At 63.0% G+C, this 17113-nt stretch carries 13 protein-coding genes; 5 read left to right on the top strand and 8 right to left on the bottom strand.

Features of this window, described 5'->3' with window-relative positions; all coding sequences use genetic code 11:
• Positions 1–1193: xylulokinase (gene xylB, locus RA29_RS17065; RefSeq protein WP_039688202.1), on the bottom strand; the 1193-nt coding region annotated here is incomplete at its 3' end.
• A 219-nt stretch (positions 1194–1412) separates the two neighbouring features.
• On the opposite strand from xylB, the gene rpe reads away from it, so the two are divergent.
• The gene (gene rpe, locus RA29_RS17060; RefSeq protein WP_039688200.1) at positions 1413–2102 is read left to right on the top strand and encodes a ribulose-phosphate 3-epimerase; all 690 of its coding nucleotides are present in this window, start codon (positions 1413–1415) and stop codon (positions 2100–2102) included.
• Positions 2103–2153: 51 nt separating this feature from the next.
• On the opposite strand, the gene RA29_RS17055 is transcribed toward rpe, so the two are convergent.
• From RA29_RS17055 to RA29_RS17030, 6 genes are all read right to left on the bottom strand, one after another.
• Positions 2154–3650, bottom strand: a complete 1497-nt coding sequence (locus RA29_RS17055) for a class I adenylate-forming enzyme family protein (protein WP_039688198.1) — start codon at positions 3648–3650, stop codon at positions 2154–2156.
• Positions 3643–4065, bottom strand: coding sequence for a PaaI family thioesterase (locus RA29_RS17050; protein WP_052249737.1), 423 nt, complete (start codon positions 4063–4065; stop codon positions 3643–3645). The genes RA29_RS17055 and RA29_RS17050 overlap by 8 nt, the downstream gene beginning before the upstream one ends.
• A complete protein-coding gene (locus RA29_RS17045) occupies positions 4046–5116 on the bottom strand; it encodes an acyl-CoA dehydrogenase (RefSeq protein ID WP_039688196.1) in 1071 nt (356 codons plus the stop codon). Before RA29_RS17045 ends, RA29_RS17050 begins: the two co-directional genes overlap by 20 nt.
• Positions 5116–6315 (bottom strand): acyl-CoA dehydrogenase family protein, encoded by a 1200-nt coding sequence (locus tag RA29_RS17040; RefSeq protein ID WP_039688194.1) that lies wholly within the window; start codon positions 6313–6315, stop codon positions 5116–5118. The genes RA29_RS17045 and RA29_RS17040 overlap by 1 nt, the downstream gene beginning before the upstream one ends.
• 3 nt (positions 6316–6318) lie before the next feature.
• Complete coding sequence (locus tag RA29_RS17035; protein WP_039688192.1) at positions 6319–8409, bottom strand: 3-hydroxyacyl-CoA dehydrogenase NAD-binding domain-containing protein; 2091 nt, start codon at positions 8407–8409, stop codon at positions 6319–6321.
• 195 nt (positions 8410–8604) lie between these two features.
• On the bottom strand, positions 8605–9102 hold the full coding sequence (locus tag RA29_RS17030; protein ID WP_039688190.1) for a class I SAM-dependent methyltransferase: 498 nt from the start codon (positions 9100–9102) through the stop codon (positions 8605–8607).
• A 142-nt stretch (positions 9103–9244) separates the two neighbouring features.
• On the opposite strand from RA29_RS17030, the gene RA29_RS17025 reads away from it, so the two are divergent.
• From RA29_RS17025 to RA29_RS17010, 4 genes are read left to right on the top strand one after another with little or no spacing between them, the layout of a single operon-like run.
• Positions 9245–11014: an ABC transporter ATP-binding protein gene (locus tag RA29_RS17025; RefSeq protein WP_039688188.1), complete on the top strand. Its 1770-nt coding sequence runs from the start codon at positions 9245–9247 to the stop codon at positions 11012–11014.
• A complete protein-coding gene (locus tag RA29_RS17020) occupies positions 11007–12932 on the top strand; it encodes an ABC transporter substrate-binding protein (RefSeq protein WP_039688186.1) in 1926 nt (641 codons plus the stop codon). Before RA29_RS17025 ends, RA29_RS17020 begins: the two co-directional genes overlap by 8 nt.
• Positions 12929–13957, top strand: coding sequence for an ABC transporter permease (locus RA29_RS17015; RefSeq protein ID WP_039688184.1), 1029 nt, complete (start codon positions 12929–12931; stop codon positions 13955–13957). The genes RA29_RS17020 and RA29_RS17015 overlap by 4 nt, the downstream gene beginning before the upstream one ends.
• A gap of 4 nt (positions 13958–13961) precedes the next feature.
• Positions 13962–15116: an ABC transporter permease gene (locus RA29_RS17010; protein WP_039688182.1), complete on the top strand. Its 1155-nt coding sequence runs from the start codon at positions 13962–13964 to the stop codon at positions 15114–15116.
• 18 nt (positions 15117–15134) lie between these two features.
• On the opposite strand, the gene RA29_RS17005 is transcribed toward RA29_RS17010, so the two are convergent.
• Positions 15135–17096: a DEAD/DEAH box helicase gene (locus RA29_RS17005; protein WP_039688180.1), complete on the bottom strand. Its 1962-nt coding sequence runs from the start codon at positions 17094–17096 to the stop codon at positions 15135–15137.
• Positions 17097–17113 lie beyond the last annotated feature (17 nt).

Genomic DNA, 17113 nt, shown 5'->3' with positions numbered 1-17113 from the left:
CGGCCCCCCCCGCCGATGGCGAGGGCCGAGGGGAGTTGCGCACCGGTGGCTTTCAGCGCTTCGAAACTGTCGCGTAGGGCGAAACTGACGCCGGTCATCACGGCATGGGTGAGGTCCGTAGGGCCCGATGCGATGTCGAGCCCAGTGAGCCCGCCCCGTACCTGCGCATCGTTATGCGGTGTGCGTTCGCCGGACAGGTAGGGGTAGAATTTTACCGGGCCGGGTGCTGTCGGGTTGTCGCCCAAAGCGCCCGAGAGCGCAGCAGCGCTTTGCCCGGTCACCCGGCTCAGCCAATTCAGGCTGTCCGTTGCAGCCAGCACGACCCCCATTTGATACCAGCGTCCGGGTACGGCATGGCAAAACGTGTGCACCGCGCTGTCGGCGTCGGGCGCGTAACTGCCCCGGCCCGCCAGCACGACACCCGACGTGCCAAGCGAAACAAAACCGTCGCCCTCACCCAAGGCGCCCACACCACAGGCGGCAACGGCATTGTCCGCGCCACCCGCAACCACCTTGCAGCCCGCAGGCAGGCCCAGATCAGCGCGGGCAGTCTGCACCTCGCCCACCACGTCCGTGCCTTCCAGCAGGTCAGGCATCTGGTCACGTGACATGCCACCCAGTACCAACAAATCGTCCGACCATGCCCGCGCGCCGACATCCAGCCAAGCTGTGCCCGCCGCATCCGACATCTCGGTCGCATAGCGGCCCGTCAGCCACCATAGTAGGTAGTCCTTTGGCAGCATGACCCGCGCCACTCGGCCAAAGACGTCCGGCTCGCTCTTGGCGACCCAAGCCAGCTTGGGCGCAGTGAAGCCCGGGAATACGATGTTGCCACTGATGGCGCGCGCGACGGGGTCGGCATCCATCTGAGCCGCCTCCGCGTGGCTGCGCGTGTCGTTCCACAGAATGCACGGGCGCAAAACCGTGCCTGCCGCACCCACCATGACCGCGCCGTGCATGTGCCCGGAAAAGGACAACGCTCGCACAGCGCCATACGCATGCGGATGCGTAGCGCGCAGTTCAGACAGCGCAGCCGTGATGCCCACGACCCAATCGTCAGGGTCCTGCTCACTCCAGCCCGCAGCCGGGTTCGACACGTCATAGGTGGCGTCGGCACTGCCAACAGCGCGCCCGTCCGCATCGACAAGCATCGCTTTCACACCCGACGTGCCCAGATCAAGTCCGAGATACATCGATGTCCTCCCTAGACCGCCACCATGGCTGATGTTTAATTCACTTGTCAAACTAATTATGATGTACGCCCCTCAGAATGCGGCACTCTTTCTTCCTCTGTTCCTCAGAAAGCTGGCACCACGTCCGAATTCCCTGTTTTAAAAAATCCTCCCCGAAGGGCCCCTTTCCACACAGCCGCCGGCCCGATATATCGCGTCCAACCGCACAATGAGGCTACCATGACCTTCGACCGCTCGATCAAGATCGCCCCCTCCATCCTCGCCGCCGACTTCGCCAATTTCGGCGCCGAATGCGCCGCCGTCGAAGCGCAAGGTGCCGACTGGATCCACGTGGATGTCATGGACGGCCATTTCGTGCCCAACATCACCTTCGGCCCCGCCACCTGCGCGGCGATCCGCCCGCATATCAAGGGCGTCATGGACGTCCACCTGATGATCACTCCCGTCGATCCGTACATTCAAGCCTTTGCCGATGCCGGTGCGGACGTGCTGACAGCCCATGTCGAGGCTGGCCCACACATCCACCGCACCCTGCAAGCCATCCGCGGCGCGGGCATGAAGGCGGGCGTCGCGCTGAACCCCGGCACGCCAGCCGCTGCCGTCGAAGAGTTGATGGACATGGTTGACCTCATTTGCGTGATGACCGTCAACCCCGGCTTCGGCGGTCAGAAGTTTATCGACGTGACATCAAAGATCGCGGCCCTGCGCGATATGATCGGAGACCGCCCGATCCATATCGAAATCGACGGCGGTGTAGATCCGAACACAGCGCCCCTAGTGGCCAAGGCTGGTGCGGACGTCTTGGTGGCAGGCTCGGCGGTGTTCAAGGGTGGCTCGGTTGACCATCCCGATCCGTACGGCGAGAACATCCGCAACATCCGGGCGGCAGCCGAAGGGGTCTGGACGTAACCGCTTTCCGACACGGAAAGCGGACCGGAAAACGTGTCGTTTTCCGGCGCCCTAGTCCAATTGATTCGCGAAGGTTTCGATCAGCTTGTGCTTGAGGATCTTGCCAGTGGGCGCCGCAGGCAATGAGGTGGAAAGCACGTAGCGCGCCGGTCGCTTGTACCCCGCCAGACGATCCCTGACGAACGCGCGCAAATCTTCCTCGGACGGCCCGCCATCCTGAGGCACCTGCACGAAGGCCAGCACTTCTTCATCCCCGCCATTTGACCGACCAACAACCGCCGCCTGGATCACATCCGGATGGTCGTTCAACGCAGCTTCGACTTCAGGCGGGAACACATTGAACCCGCCGTGGATGATGAGCTCCTTGGCCCGCCCGAGAATGTGCAGCTTGCCTTCGGCATCAATCTCTCCAAGATCACCCGTGCGCAACCATCCATCTTGGCCCAGAACCTTTGCCGTCTCGGCGGGATTGCGAAAGTACCCCTTCATCACATGCGGCCCGCGCGTCAGCACCTCGCCGCCGGGCACTTCGTCATCAATGTCGATCTCGATACCCGGCAGTGCCGGACCCACGGATGTGTCGGGATCGCCAATAACATTGCGGGTGGCCGCGGTTCCGGCTGTGCTCTCGGTCATGCCATAGCCGTTCTGGATCGCGACGCCATAGAAGGCCTCGGTCTCACGCTTCCAGGTGGGGTCGAGCGGGGCGGCGCCGGATGAGACGTAGCGGAGGGTTTTGGAGCCGAGCGACGATTGGCCGAGTGCCTTGGCGTGGGCCATGAGGAGCGCGTGCATTTGAGGGACGGCAGAGAACAGGGTGATGCCGTCGCGCAGGGCATCGAAGACGTCTGCAACCACGAAGCGGGGGATCAGGCGGACGGGGGCGCCTGCGTGGATGGCGGCGACGACGACAGAGCAGAGGCCGAAGACGTGGGTGGTGGGGAGGACGCCGTAGATGAGGTCGTCATGCGTCATGCCGCGGAGTTCGGCGCTGGTCTTGCCGCCGAAGCGAACGTTGTCGTGGGTGAGCATGACGCCCTTGGGATCGCCCGTGGTGCCGGTGGTGTAGAGAAGGACGGCGACGTCGCTGTCCCCGGCAAAACTGTCCCCGCGGGGACAGTGTAGGGTAAGCTCGCCCCATCCGCCGGATATGGTGCTGGCGTCTAAATCTGCGATTTTTTTCTGTGCGGTGATGCTGTACTTTGCCGCATCGGGCGAGACCTGTGTGGTGAAGAACACTGCTTTGGGCTCGGCATGGGCATCGACGCGGGCGATTTCAGCCGCAGTTTGGCGCGCATTCACGGGTACTGCGATGGCCCTGATGAGCCATGTGGCGAAGAGGGCCGCGACCTTGGCGGCGCAGTTTTCGGAGACGATCATGACGCGGTCGCCTTGGGTAATGCCTTTGGCTTTCAAGACTTCCGCAATTTCATCAGCGGCAGTGCTTAGGTCTGCATAAGTAAGGCGCGCGCCGGTCACATCTTCCAAGGCCAGTGCGTCGGGCCGTGTCGCCACTTGATGGGCGAGAAGGTCGTAGACGCTAGGCACCTCTGACCCGTTTGTAGACGCCTGTCGCGGTGGCGAAGACGGTGCCGTTTTCGTCTTCCAGCCGCCCTTCGGTGAAGATGGTGCTACGGCCTCCACCCGCAACCTCGCCTGTGGCGACCACCACGCCGGTGCTTGCGGGGGCGAGGTAGTTGGTGGTCATGGTGAGCGTTGTAACCTTGGTGCTGCCATCATTCTCGCCGGTGCGCGCGGCCGCAAAGCCCATCGCGTTGTCGAGCATCGCAGACATGATGCCGCCATGCAGACCGCCGTGGCGGTTGCCGTGTTGCGCGCGGATGTCGAGCCAGCAGCGCGACACGCCGTCTGCCTCGCGGATATCCACGACGTAGCCGAGCAGTGTTTGTGCCCCGGTTTCATCGCGGATGATCCCCGGCCCGTCAGGCGGCAGAGAGGGCAATGAACCGCTCCAGGTGATAGTCCGTGTCGCCAAAGCGGTGGTCGGCCATGACGATGCGCTTGGCGATATGCGCAAGTTCGTATTCCCGCGTCATGGCGATGCCGCCGTGCATCTGGATCGCTTCCTCAGCCACGAGACGACCGATGCGACCGATCAGGTTTTTGGAGGCGGAGAGGTGCAGGTCGGCATCCTGGTCCGTCGCGTAGCCAGCGGCGTTGATGACGGCGGAACGCGCCTGTTCCAGCTCGATCAGCAGGTCGGACATGCGGTGTGCGAGTGCCTGGAAGGTGCCGATGGGCCGCCCGAATTGCTTGCGCGTCATCAGGTAGTCCTTGGTCAACGCGGTGGCCGTTTCCATGGCGCCGAGCGCCTCGGCGCATTGGGCGATGAGGGCGAGACGGTTTGCGGCCTCAAAGTCTGCGAGCGTCAGGCCCAGCGGGTCGCCGGGTGTGTTGTCGAGCGTGACTTCGGCGGCGCGGCCTCCGGCGAGGAGCGGGTAGCCTTGGATGTCGAGACCCGTCGCGCCCTTGTCCACGAGGTAGAGCGTGATGGTGTCGCCGTCTTTGGCCGAGACGATTAGGTGGTCGGCGGCTTCGGCATTCATAACGACGGCCTTGCGGCCTGTGAGCGTGTTGTCGGAGGCAGTCGTGTTCACGTGGTCGAGGTCATAGCGGCTGTCTGGCTCACCGTGGGCGACGGCGAGGTGCAGGGCACCGCCGATGACCTGTTCAACCAGGTCCGACTTTCCAGCCGCCGCGAGGAGGCGACCGCCGAGGAGCGCACTGTCGAGCACGGGTTCGACCACGCCCGCGCGGCCCAGTTCCTCGAACACCACGGTGATGTCGAAGCCTGCGCCGCCGAAGCCGCCTTGGTCTTCGGTGAACAGCGCGCCGAGGACGCCGAGTTCTGCGAGTTCGGTCCAAATTTCGGGCGAGAAACCTGTTTCCGATTCCAGGATCTTGTTGCGCCGTTCGGTGCCGTACTGCTCGCGCAGGTAACGCCGCAGCGTATCCTGCAGCATCTGCCGTTCTTCGGTGAGGTTGAAGTCCATTAGGCGCCTCCGCTCATGGTTACTTTGGCGATGATGCCGCGCTGGATTTCGTTGGAGCCCCCGAAGATCGAGAGCTTGCGGTTGTTGAAATACTGGCCCGCGACGGGGCCTGCGTCGAGCGGATCGGGGATGCGGTCGTTCGCCCCTTCGACCGCTTCGGAGGCGAAGGGCATAGCGTAGGGGCCAACAGCACGGCGCGCGAGGTCATTGATTTCCTGCCGGATAATCGATCCTTTGACCTTGAGCATGGAGGCTTCCAACCCCGGTGCTTCGCCCGCTGCGGCTTGCGAGATGATACGCAGGTTGGTGGTCGCCATGGCGCGCAGGTCAATCTCCACCTGCGCCACGCGCGCGGCGAAATGCGGGCTTTCGATCAGCGGTTTGCCGTTGTGATTGGCGGCCTTTGCGATGCGTTTGACGGTTTTGAGGGCGGCTTGCGAGAAGCCGACACCACCCAGCCCGGTGCGTTCGTGGGTGAGCAGGTACTTGGCGTAGGTCCAGCCCTTGTTTTCTTCGCCCACGAGGTTTTCGACGGGGACTTTGACGTCCGTAAACCAGACCTCGTTCACCTCGTGCGTGCCGTCGAGCAGGATGATGGGGCGTACTTCAACGCCGGGGGTGTCCATGTCGATCAGGAGAAAACTGATCCCCTCCTGCTGCTTTGCATCCGGATCCGTACGCACGAGGCAGAAGATCATATTGGCGAACTGGCCAAGGGTCGTCCACGTCTTTTGCCCGTTGACGATGTAATGGTCACCGTCGCGGACCGCCTTGGTTTTCAGCGAGGCCAGATCAGAGCCTGCGCCGGGTTCGGAATAGCCCTGGCACCACCAGTCGCGCCCGTCGAGGATACGGGGCAGCCAGTGGTCCTGTTGCTCTTTCGAGCCGAATTTTTGCAGGACGGGGCCGAGCATCGACAGGCCAAAGGGGACGATGCGGGGGGCGTTGGCGTCGGCGGCTTCGGTGTCGTAGATGTGGCGCTGGACAGCAGACCATTCGGCGCCGTCGAAGGCTTTGGGCCAATTCTGGGCGAGCCAGCCGCGGTTGTTCAGGATGGTGTGCCAGCGGTCCATGTCATCTTTGGTCAGGTCCGTATCCAGCCGGACCTTTTCCGCGATCTCCGCGGGGAGTTCGTCGGCCAGGAATTGGCGCACTTCGGCTTGAAACGCTTGTTCGTCGGGGGAATAGCTCAGGTCCATATCTCAGCCCTTTTTGTTCAGGTCATCGAAGGTTTTGTTGTCTGCCACCAGTTGTTCGAGCAAGGGCGCGGGTTCCCAGAACTCGGGGTCTTCGGCGGCGTAGGATTTGATGTCTTTTAGCAGGTCTTCGAGCCCTACGATGTCCGCCCATTTGAGCGGGCCGCCCCGGTAGCGCGGGAAGCCGTAGCCGAAAAGCAGGGTCATATCGACGTCGAGGGGGCGGCGGGCGATGCCTTCACCCACGACCTTGGCGCTCTCGTTCACCATGGCCGCCATGTAGCGGCGCACGATTTCCTCATGCGTGAAGCTGCGGGGTGTGATGCCCAGCCGCGCGCGGTCGGCGTCGATCATGGGCAGCACGTCGGGGTTGGGGACGCGGGTTTTGAGGCCGCCCGCGTAGTCGTAGTAGCCCTTGCCCGTTTTCTGACCGAAATGGCCGTCTTCGCAGAGCTTGTCCGCGTAGGTGGCATCGCGTTTGGGGGCATTACCCTCGGCCCGTTTGCGTTTGCGCACGGCCCAGCCGATGTCGAGGCCCGCGAGGTCGGCCACGGCGAAGGGGCCCATGGCGAAGCCGAAGTCTTCGAGCGCTGCGTCGATGTCATAGGGCGATGCACCGTCGAGGATCATCTGGTCGGCCGCAGTGCGGTACGTGGCGAGGATGCGGTTGCCGATGAAGCCGTCGCAGACGCCCGCGCGGACGCTGATCTTGCCAAGCATCTTGCCCAGCGCAAAGCCGGTGGCTGTGACCTCGGGCGCGGTTTTGTCGCCGACGACGATTTCCAGCAGCTTCATCACGTGGGCGGGGGAAAAGAAGTGCAGGCCCAGCACATCCGAGGGGCGCGAGGTGGTCGCGGCGATCTTGTCGATGTCGAGATAGGAAGTGTTGGAGGCCAGGATCGCGCCGGGTTTGCACACGCGGTCCAGTTCGGCGAAGACCTTTTTCTTGACGTCCATGTCTTCGAAGACCGCCTCAATCACCAGATCGACGTCGCTGAGTTTGTCGTAATTCGTGACCACCACCAGCGTATGGGTCAGGATCTGGTCGTGCTGGTTCGGGGTGATCTTGCCGCGTTTGACGGCGCCCGACAGGTTGCGTTCGATCCGGTCGCGGGCGGCTTGGCCGGCCTCGGCACTCATCTCCAGCAAGGTGACTTCGAGGCCCGCGAGCAGCGCCGCGGTGGCTATGCCTGCCCCCATGGTGCCGCCGCCGATGACGCCGATGTGCTGGAGGCCGCGGGGTTTGACGCCCTTCAGCTCCGGCAGGTTGCCGACGGCGCGTTCGGAGAAGAAGGCGTGGATCATGCCCTGCCGCTGGTCGGTCTGCATGAGGTCATAGAAAATCTGGCGCTCGGCTTTCAGCCCCTCGTCAAAGGGTTTCTCGACCGACGCCTGAACGGCCCGCACGCACCACGCAGGGGCAATCTGGCCGCGGCCCTTGGCAAGGATCGCCTCGAACGCTGCATCCCAGTCTATGGGCGCGGGCGGGGGCATCTCGGACACCGGACGGCGCGGGGCCCCTTCATCCAGCAGACGCTGGGCATAGGCGATGCCGTTTTCCTTTGGGTCGCCATCTTCGATCACGTCGATGATGCCCAGTTCATGCGCCTTGGCCGCGCCGATGTGGCGCCCTGTGGTCATCACATCCAGCCCCGCTTCGACCCCGGTCAGGCGCGGCAAGCGTTGCGTGCCGCCAGCGCCAGGCAGCAGGCCAAGATGAACTTCGGGCAGGCCGACTTTCGCAGACGGGACAGCGATGCGGTAGTGACAGCCCAGCGCCACCTCAAGCCCGCCACCGAGGCTGACGCCGTGCATGGAGGCCACGACAATCAAAGGTGACGCTTCGATGCGGTTGATGAGATCGGGCAAATGCGGCTCGAGCGGCGGTTTGCCGAACTCGGTGATGTCGGCGCCTGCAAAGAACGCACGGCCCTCGCCCACGATCAGGACGGCGCGCACACCATTATCGGCCTCGGCCCGGTCCATGCCGTCGGACAGTCCCTGCCGCACGGCTTGGCTAAGCGCATTCACCGGCGGGTTCTGGACCGTGAGGATGGCGATGTCGCCTTCTCTTGAATAGGCAATCTTGTCGCTCATGGTCCCTCCGCTGAAATCAGATGCGCGCGGGTCCTCCACCCGGCATGAGTTCAGCCTAGGCGTGCACAGAAAAAGGGCAAGCATTTCAAAAAACGCCGCAACGTCACTTGGGCGCGAGGTGGCAAAACCCTGCCCCTTCCCTGTTTCAAAAAAATCCTCCCCGAAGGGCCGATCTGGTCCGGGCCGTTCGCCCGCTCAGTTCGCGCGCCGGTAGATGAAGCAGCGCCCGGGCACGGCGCCCTCCGGCAGTGGCTGTTCGACCAGAGCATCGAAATACATCTTGTCGGATGAGACCATCAGCCCACCAACGGCCAGCAAGGGTTCGATCACCGGCGAGACCTTGCGCGCGAAGATGTCGTTCTTTTCCCGGTTGTGCCCGCCCAGATCGGCGTGGATCAGCACCGCCGCCCGCCCAAATCGCTCAAGGGCTTGCGGTAGGGTGTCAAAGACGTCGCCCAACAGGACCATGTCATCGGGCGGCGTGCTGTCGGGGTGCGAGGCGATGGCGCGCTCGAACACATAGATGTCCCGATCAGGCATGATATGGCGCATGTGATGATATGTACGGCCGTTGCCCAGCCCCAGCTCAAAGACCGGACCGTCCATATCCGCAATGGCCCCTGCGGCGTGATCCAGACAGGCCCGTTGGGACACCATGCGGTCCACAAACAGGTCAAGGCGGCTTTGTTGCATGATCGTTTCCTTTGCTTTTACCCTAGATGGGGCAAAAAGTGATCGAACGACAGCACATTTCCGCGACTTTCCCGTGTATGGACGTAACGGGTGGAATCGGTTTGACTGAACGAAACATGTGCGCGCTAACAAAGGACCTTGAATGGCCCCGCTTCTGGACGTGAAGAACCTGTCGATCGGGTTTGGCTCGGCGCCGCCGGTCGTGGCGGGGGTCAACTTTTCCGTCTCAAGCGGTGAGACGCTCGCGCTGGTTGGCGAGAGCGGATCGGGCAAGACGCTGACATGCCGCTCTGTCCTGCGCATCCTGCCCAAGACCGCGCAGTTGCGGCAGGGCGAGGTGATGTTTGGCACGGGTGATGCGCGCGCAAACCTTCTGACACTGTCACAGCGCGAGATCCGGGGCATTCGCGGCAACCACATCTCGATGATCTTTCAGGAGCCGATGCGGTCCCTGTCACCGCTGCACCGTATCGGCAATCAGGTGTCCGAGGTGCTGACACTGCACCGCGATATGTCCGCAGAAGACGCCAAGCGCGATGTGCTGGCGACGTTCGAGCGTGTGGGCTTTGCCGATCCCGAGCGCGCCTTTCGCGCCTATCCGTTCGAGATGTCGGGCGGCATGCGCCAGCGCGCCATGATCGCCATGGCCATCGTGGCCAAACCCGACCTGCTGATCGCCGATGAACCGACGACCGCTTTGGACGTGACCACACAGGCACAGGTGCTGGGTCTGATGAAGGATTTGCAGCGCGACACCGGCATGGCGATGATTCTCGTGACCCATGATCTGGGCGTCGTCGCAAACATGGCCGACAGCGTGGTCGTGATGAACAAGGGACATGTGATGGAGAGTGGCCCCGCCCCTGCCGTGCTGGGCGCGCCGGGGCATGGGTACACCCAGAAGCTGTTTGCCGCGGCGCCGATGATCCCGAAGGACCCAAAGCCCGCCGAGCCGCTGCCCGAAGACGATCTGATCCTGGAATTGAACAGTGTGTCCAAGACGTACCTCGTACGCGCGGGTGGCTGGCGTGAGAAGAAGAAGGTGCATGCCTGTGTCGACGTGAACCTCAAGCTGCCGCGCGGCAAGACGCTTGCTGTGGTGGGCGAAAGCGGGTCGGGCAAGACCACCTGCGCCCGTATTGCTCTGGGGGCCGAGGTACCGGACGCAGGCTCACAGGTGCTGTTTCGGGCCGAGCCGGGGGCGGAACCGGTCTGCATCAATGATCTGAGCCGGGCGGAGAAGGTCGCCTTTCAACGGCAGGCGCAGATGGTGTTTCAGGATCCCTATTCGTCCCTGTCACCGCGTATGCGTGTCCAGGAGGCGCTGGTCGAGCCGATGGAAATTCACCGCATCGGTGACCGGATCACCCGCCGCGACAAGGCGGCCGAAATGCTGCGCTGGGTGGGTCTCGACCCGGATATGCTGGCCCGCTATCCGCATGCGTTTTCCGGGGGTCAGCGACAGCGCCTGTCCATTGCGCGCGCATTGACCCTTGATCCGGTGCTGCTGGTCTGTGACGAGCCAACCTCGGCGCTTGACGTGTCGGTGCAGGAGCAGATCCTGAGCCTGCTGGAGCGTATTCGCGACGGGATGGGATTGAGTTACCTGTTCATCAGCCATGATCTGGCCGTCGTCGCCCGTATCGCCGATGAGGTGGCCGTGATGCGGCAGGGTGCCGTGGTCGAACAGGCCCCGCCCGAGACCTTGTTCTACAATCCGCGCCACCCCTATACGAAAGCCCTGATCGCGGCCCAGCCGGAACCGGATGTGCGCCGCCCCATTGATCTGGCCGAGGTAGCCCGTGGTGCGGGATCGCCAAGCTCTTGGCCGGACATGTACCGGTTCGAGGGCGTGGATGCCCCCGACCTGATCCAGATCGACCCCGGACACAAGGTGCGCTGCCATGTTTGACCGTGTGATTGCCGCTGCCTTTGCCGGTCTGCTGGCCCTACCTGTCTGGGCGGACGCCCCTGTGCAGGAGAGCGCGTTTTGGGCGCCCGAGGTGAAGAAAGGGATCATTCCCGCAGCCGCCGATCGCATTCCGGACGTGCCGCTGATTGTCGATCTTGAGGCCAAGGGCCGACGGTTCGGCACCCAGGGCGGCACGTTGCGCACCATGGTCACCCGGACCAAGGACGTGCGCCAGATGGTCGTCTATGGCTATGCAAGGCTGGTGGGCTATGACCACAATTACGAGCTGAAGCCCGACATCCTGCGCGATGTAGAGGTGGAAGAGGGCCGCATCTTTACTTTGCATCTGCGCCCCGGCCATCGGTGGTCAGATGGGGCGCCCTTTACCTCGGCTGATTTTAAGTACTGGTGGGATCACGTGGCCAACAATCGGGAACTGAGCCCGAACGGCCCGCCCGAGGTCATGCGCATGGGCGACGAGATCGCCACGATGACCTTTCCCGATGACGTGACTGTCGTAGTCAAGTTTCCGGGGCCGAACCCGAATTTCCTGCAATCGCTGGCGCAGGCCAGCCCGCCCTTCATCTACCGCCCGTCGCACTACCTCAAGCAGTTCCACGTTGCCTTCAATTCCAAGGACGCGATGGAGGAGATGATCGACAAGAAACGGGTGCGCGGTTGGGCACCGCTGCACAACAAGCTCGACAATATGTACAAGTTCGACAACCACGAACTGCCCACATTGCAGCCGTGGAAGCCCGCCTCGACCGGGGCGGCGATGCGGCATCTGTTTGTGCGCAACCCGTTCTTTCACCGCGTCGATGCGCGGGGTGTGCAGCTGCCCTATATCGACGTGGTCGAGATGGACATTGTGGGATCGGGCCTTGTCGCGGCCAAGACGAATGCGGGTGAAAGCGATCTGCAGGCGCGCGGTCTCGATTTCCGCGACACCTCGATCCTTAAGAAAGGCGAGGCGGATGGCGCGCCCTATCGTACCTATCTTTGGTCCAATGGCGCGGCCAGCCAGATTGCAATCTATCCCAACCTGAACTTTGCCGACCCGGTCTGGCGCGAGGTGATGCGCGATGCGCGGTTCCGGCGGGCGCTGTCGCTGGGTATTGACCGGCGCATGATCAACCGTGCGCTTTACTTTGGGCTGGGCAAGGAGGGTGGCATGACCGCGCTCGCCCAAAGCCCGCTGTTTGATCCCGCGAACCTGACCCAATGGGCGATCTACGATCCGGATACGGCCAATGTGATGCTGGACCAGATGGGTTTGAACAAGCGCACGCCAGCAGGCATCCGTCTGCTGCCCGATGGGCGGCCCATGGAGTTCGTGATCGAGACCGCAGGCGAGCGGCAGGAGGTCGAGAATGCGCTGGCCATTATCACCGACACGTGGAGGGACATCGGCATTCAGCTTATCATGCGTCCGCTTGATCGGGACATCCTGCGCAATCGCGTGTTTTCCGGCGTGACCATGGCATCGGTCTGGTTTGGGTGGGACAACGGGTTGCCGCAGCCCAACACACCCCCCAGTTATCTTGCGCCCACGGACCAGGTGTTCTTTGCCTGGCCGAAATGGGGGCAGTATTATCAAACCCACGGTGCGGCGGGTGAGCCTGTGGATCTTGAGCCAGCCAAACGTTTAATGGCGCTGAGCAAGGCGTGGCAGCAGACAGACGATCCGCAGGCGCGCGCCGGTATCTGGCGCGAGATGCTCAAGATCCATGCTGACAACCAGTTTGGCATCGGCATCCTGAGCGAAGCGCCCCAGCCCGTCATCGTGTCGGACCGCCTGCGCAACGTGCCCGAGCGTGGCAAATGGGCCTGGGACCCCGGCGCGCATTTCGGGGTGCACAGGGTGGATGAATTCTTTTTCGCGGACAGTGAACAGATCGCGCAGGTGCGCGAATGATGTTCATCCGCTATGCAGCTTACCGGCTGCTGACGATGATTTTGACGTTGATCGTGGTGTCGATGCTGATCTTCATCATCATCAACCTGCCGCCCGGCGACTACCTGTCGAACCAGATTGCAGAGCTGCGTGCCACCGGTCAGGCCGAGGGTGTGGCCAAGGCCGAGTTCCTGCGCACCGAATACGCGCTCGACCGACCGCTGTGGGAACAATACCTGATCTGGGTTGGCGTCGCCCCCGGCCCGCAGGGGTTTTCGGGGCTGTTGCAGGGGGATTTCGGCTGGTCCTTTGAATTTGATGCGCCCGTGGCCGACATCGTGGGCGACGCGCTGTGGTTAACGGTTCTGGTGAACCTGGCCGCCGTTCTATTCGTCTACATGGTCGCCCTACCCCTTGGCGTTCTGGCCGCAGCCCGGTCGGCCACGTGGGTGGATTACACCACCGCTTTTGTCGGCTATCTGGGCCTTGCGACGCCGAACTTTTTGCTGGCGCTGATCCTGTTTTACTATGGCCACAAGTATCTCGGCCTACCCATCGGCGGTCTGATGGCGCCAGAGTTTGAGGGCGAGCCGATGTCGCTGGCCAAGGTGCAGAGTGTGCTGATCCACCTGATCGTACCGACCTTTGTCATCGGCACATCCGGAGCCGCCGCTATGATGCAGCGCCTGCGTGCGAACATGCTGGACGAGCTATCGAAACCCTATGTCGAGACGGGCATGGCCAAGGGCCTCGCCCCGTCAAAGCTGCTGACCAAGTATCCGCTGCGCATGGCCTTTAACCCCTTTGTAGCCGACATCGGCAACCTGCTGCCTGCCATGGTATCGGGGTCGGTGCTGGTTTCCGTTGTGCTGGGTTTGCAGACCATTGGCCCCGCGCTGTTGACGGCGCTGAAGTCGCAGGATCAGTTCCTCGCGGCGTTTGTTCTCATGTTCGTGGCGTTGCTCACGCTGATCGGGACGATGATCTCGGACCTGCTCTTGGTTCTTTTGGATCCACGCATCCGCTACGGCGCACGGGAGGGATAGAAATATGAGCACCCTGCCCGACGGTCGCTATATCGACGACGCGCCATACGATCCAAACGTGGATCTGTCCGCGCCCGAACGCAAGGACATGGATGCCCCCGGCTGGCTGCTGGTCTGGCGCAAGTTTCGCAAGCACAAGCTGGCCTTGGTCTCGGGCATCTTCCTGCTGCTGGCCTATATGGCGATCCCATTTGCCGGGTTTATCTCGCCCTATACGCCGAACGAGCGCAGCGCCGATCACCTGTATCACCCACCGCAGGCCATCAATTTCTGGCATGAGGGTGAGTTCATTGGGCCCTTTGTCTACCCCACGGTGGGCAGTGCCGATCTGGAAAATTTCCAGTGGGTGTACGAGACCGACACCTCGCGCCCGATGCCATTGCAGTTTTTCTGCAAGCGGACGGAATACAAGCTGTTCTTCCTGATCCCGGCAGACCGGCACCTGTTCTGCGCACCCGAGGGCGCGACGGTGTTCATCTTCGGCTCGGACCGGCTGGGGCGGGATGTGTTTTCGCGCATCTCCTACGGCGCGCAACTGTCGCTGACCGTGGGTCTAATCGGGATTACGGTGTCCTTTATCCTGGGCATCGGGTTCGGGGCCATTGCCGGGTATTTCGGCGGCTGGGTCGATTGGGTCGTGAACCGGGCGATTGAGATCTTGCGATCCTTGCCGGAACTGCCGCTGTGGCTTGCTTTATCGGCGGCGGTGCCGTCGAATTGGGGGCCGGTGTCCGTCTTCTTCATAATTAGTATCATCCTCGGCCTGCTCGACTGGCCGGGACTGGCCAGGGCGGTCCGAAGTAAATTCCTCTCGCTGAGAGAGGAGGAATATGTGCGGGCGGCAGAGATGATGGGGGCGAAACCCAGTCGGGTGATCCGGCGGCATCTGCTGCCGAACTTCATGTCGCACCTGATTGCGTCGGCCACGCTATCGATCCCGGCGATGATCTTGGGAGAAACGGCGCTGAGCTTTCTTGGCCTTGGACTGCGTGCGCCGGCTGTGTCCTGGGGTGTGATGCTGAACGACGCGCAGAACCTCGCCAGCATCGAGATTTACCCGTGGACGGCGATCCCGATGCTGCCGATCATCATCGTCGTGCTGGCGTTCAACTTCCTGGGCGACGGGCTGCGCGACAGTCTGGACCCCTACAGCGACTAGGGCGGATCAGGATTCGCCTTACGATTTGCGCCTTGGTGGTTGTGTGCCGCCCTGAGCGGCCGCCCGGCGCGCCTTGTTTTTCTTGCTGTTGTACTTGCCAACCTTGGGCGCGCCTGTTGGCTTGCCCTTGCCACCCGCCTTGTGCCGCGGCTTTTTCGGGGCCTTGACGCTGCCGTCCTTGATTGCTTTTTCAAGCTGCGTTTCGGCCTTGGGTTTGCGGGGTGCGGCGGGTTTGGCGTTGGGCTTAGGTTTGCGCTGGCGCGGGGTTGGGTCGTCGTTCCACTCGACCGGGGCGGCATCGGGTTTCGGTTTGCGGCGCGGCGCAGCAGAGCGATTTTCGTCCCATACCCGCTTGCCCTGCTGCTTTGGCTTGGGGGTGAAGCGAGGCTTGGGTTGGCGTGCGGCGTCTGGCACGTCCTTGAGCCGGGTCACGGTTGCGCCGCCCTCGATCTGCATCGCAGGGCCGAGGGCCTGCGCAAAACCGTCGGCGCTGTCTGCTTTCAATTCCACATAGGAAGTGTCGTCGGTGATGCGGATGGCGCCGATGTCATCCTTGGTGATGTCGCCCGCGTTGCAGAGGATCGGCAGCAGGCGGCGCACCTCGATGCCGTCATCGCGACCGCCCGTGACCGAGAACCAGACGCTGGGTCCGAATGGCGCGCGGGTTTTGGGGGCCTTTTCGCCAGTCACATCAGAGAGATGTTCAGGGGCCGAGTGACGCTGACCGTGGATGCGCAACAGTGCTGCAGCCAGTTGTTCGGCGGAAAAGTTGGAGGCCAGCTTGGCGACCATGTCGGCCTCGGCCTCTGTCACGGGATCGGTCCACATCGGATCGCTGAGCAGCCGCGCCTCATCTTGTGCGCGCACGGCGTCTGCGGACGGGGCGTCGATCCAGTCGGCCTCCAGCTTCGCGCCCTTGAGCACGCGCATGGCCTTGGACCGCACCTTGGGCGTGACGATCAGCGCGCTGGTGCCCTTGCGACCGGCCCGTCCGGTCCGGCCCGAGCGGTGCAGCAGCGTTTCGAAATTCGAGGGCAGTTCGGCATGGACCACCAGATCGAGGTTGGGCAGGTCGATGCCACGGGCCGCCACATCCGTCGCCACACAGACCCGCGCACGCCCATCGCGCATCGCCTGCAGCGCGTTGGTGCGTTCGGACTGCGTCAACTCGCCTGACAGGGCCACGACGGGAAAACCACGGTTCGACAGCCGGGTCGTGACGCGATTGACCATGGCGCGGGTGTTGCAGAACACGATGGCATTGGGTGCCTCATGATAGCGCAGAGTGTTGATGATGGCGTTTTCGGCGTCATGGTTGGCGACCATCATCGCCTGGTAGGTGATGTCGGCGTGCTGGCGTTCGCCGGTTGTGGTGGCGACGCGCACGGCATCTTTTTGATAGGTCTGGGCCAAGCGCGCGATCTGGGCCGGTACAGTGGCCGAGAACAACAGGGTGCGCCGCGTGTCGGGACATTCGCCAAGGATGAATTCCAGGTCTTCGCGAAAGCCCAGGTCCAGCATCTCGTCCGCTTCATCCAGCACCACGCCGCGGATCGCCGTCAGGTCGATGGAGCCGCGCATGATATGATCGCGCAACCGACCGGGCGTGGCCACGACGATATGGACACCACGGGCCAGTGCGCGCCGTTCGTCGCGCATGTCCATGCCGCCAACGCAGGACGCCGTGACCGCACCTGTTTCGGCATAGAGCCAGCCCAGTTCGCGTTTGACCTGCAACGCCAGTTCCCGCGTCGGCGCGATCACCAAGGCAAGCGGTGCCGCCGCCATCTCAAAAAGCGGCTCGTCCCCCAGCAAGGTCGGCCCGAGGGCCAACCCGAACCCGACGGTCTTGCCCGATCCGGTCTGGGCCGAGACCAGCAGGTCCGCGTGACCAAGGGCGGGATCGGTGACAGCGGTTTGAACGGGGGTCAGGTCGGTGTAGCCACGGGCGGTCAGCGCGGCCTGAAGGGGAGCGATCAAGGGATATGTCCTGTAGA

Origin of the sequence: Tateyamaria sp. ANG-S1, from assembly GCF_000814025.1 — a bacterium.
GTDB lineage: Bacteria > Pseudomonadota > Alphaproteobacteria > Rhodobacterales > Rhodobacteraceae > Tateyamaria.
This window is presented reverse-complemented; position numbering and strand designations above follow the sequence as displayed.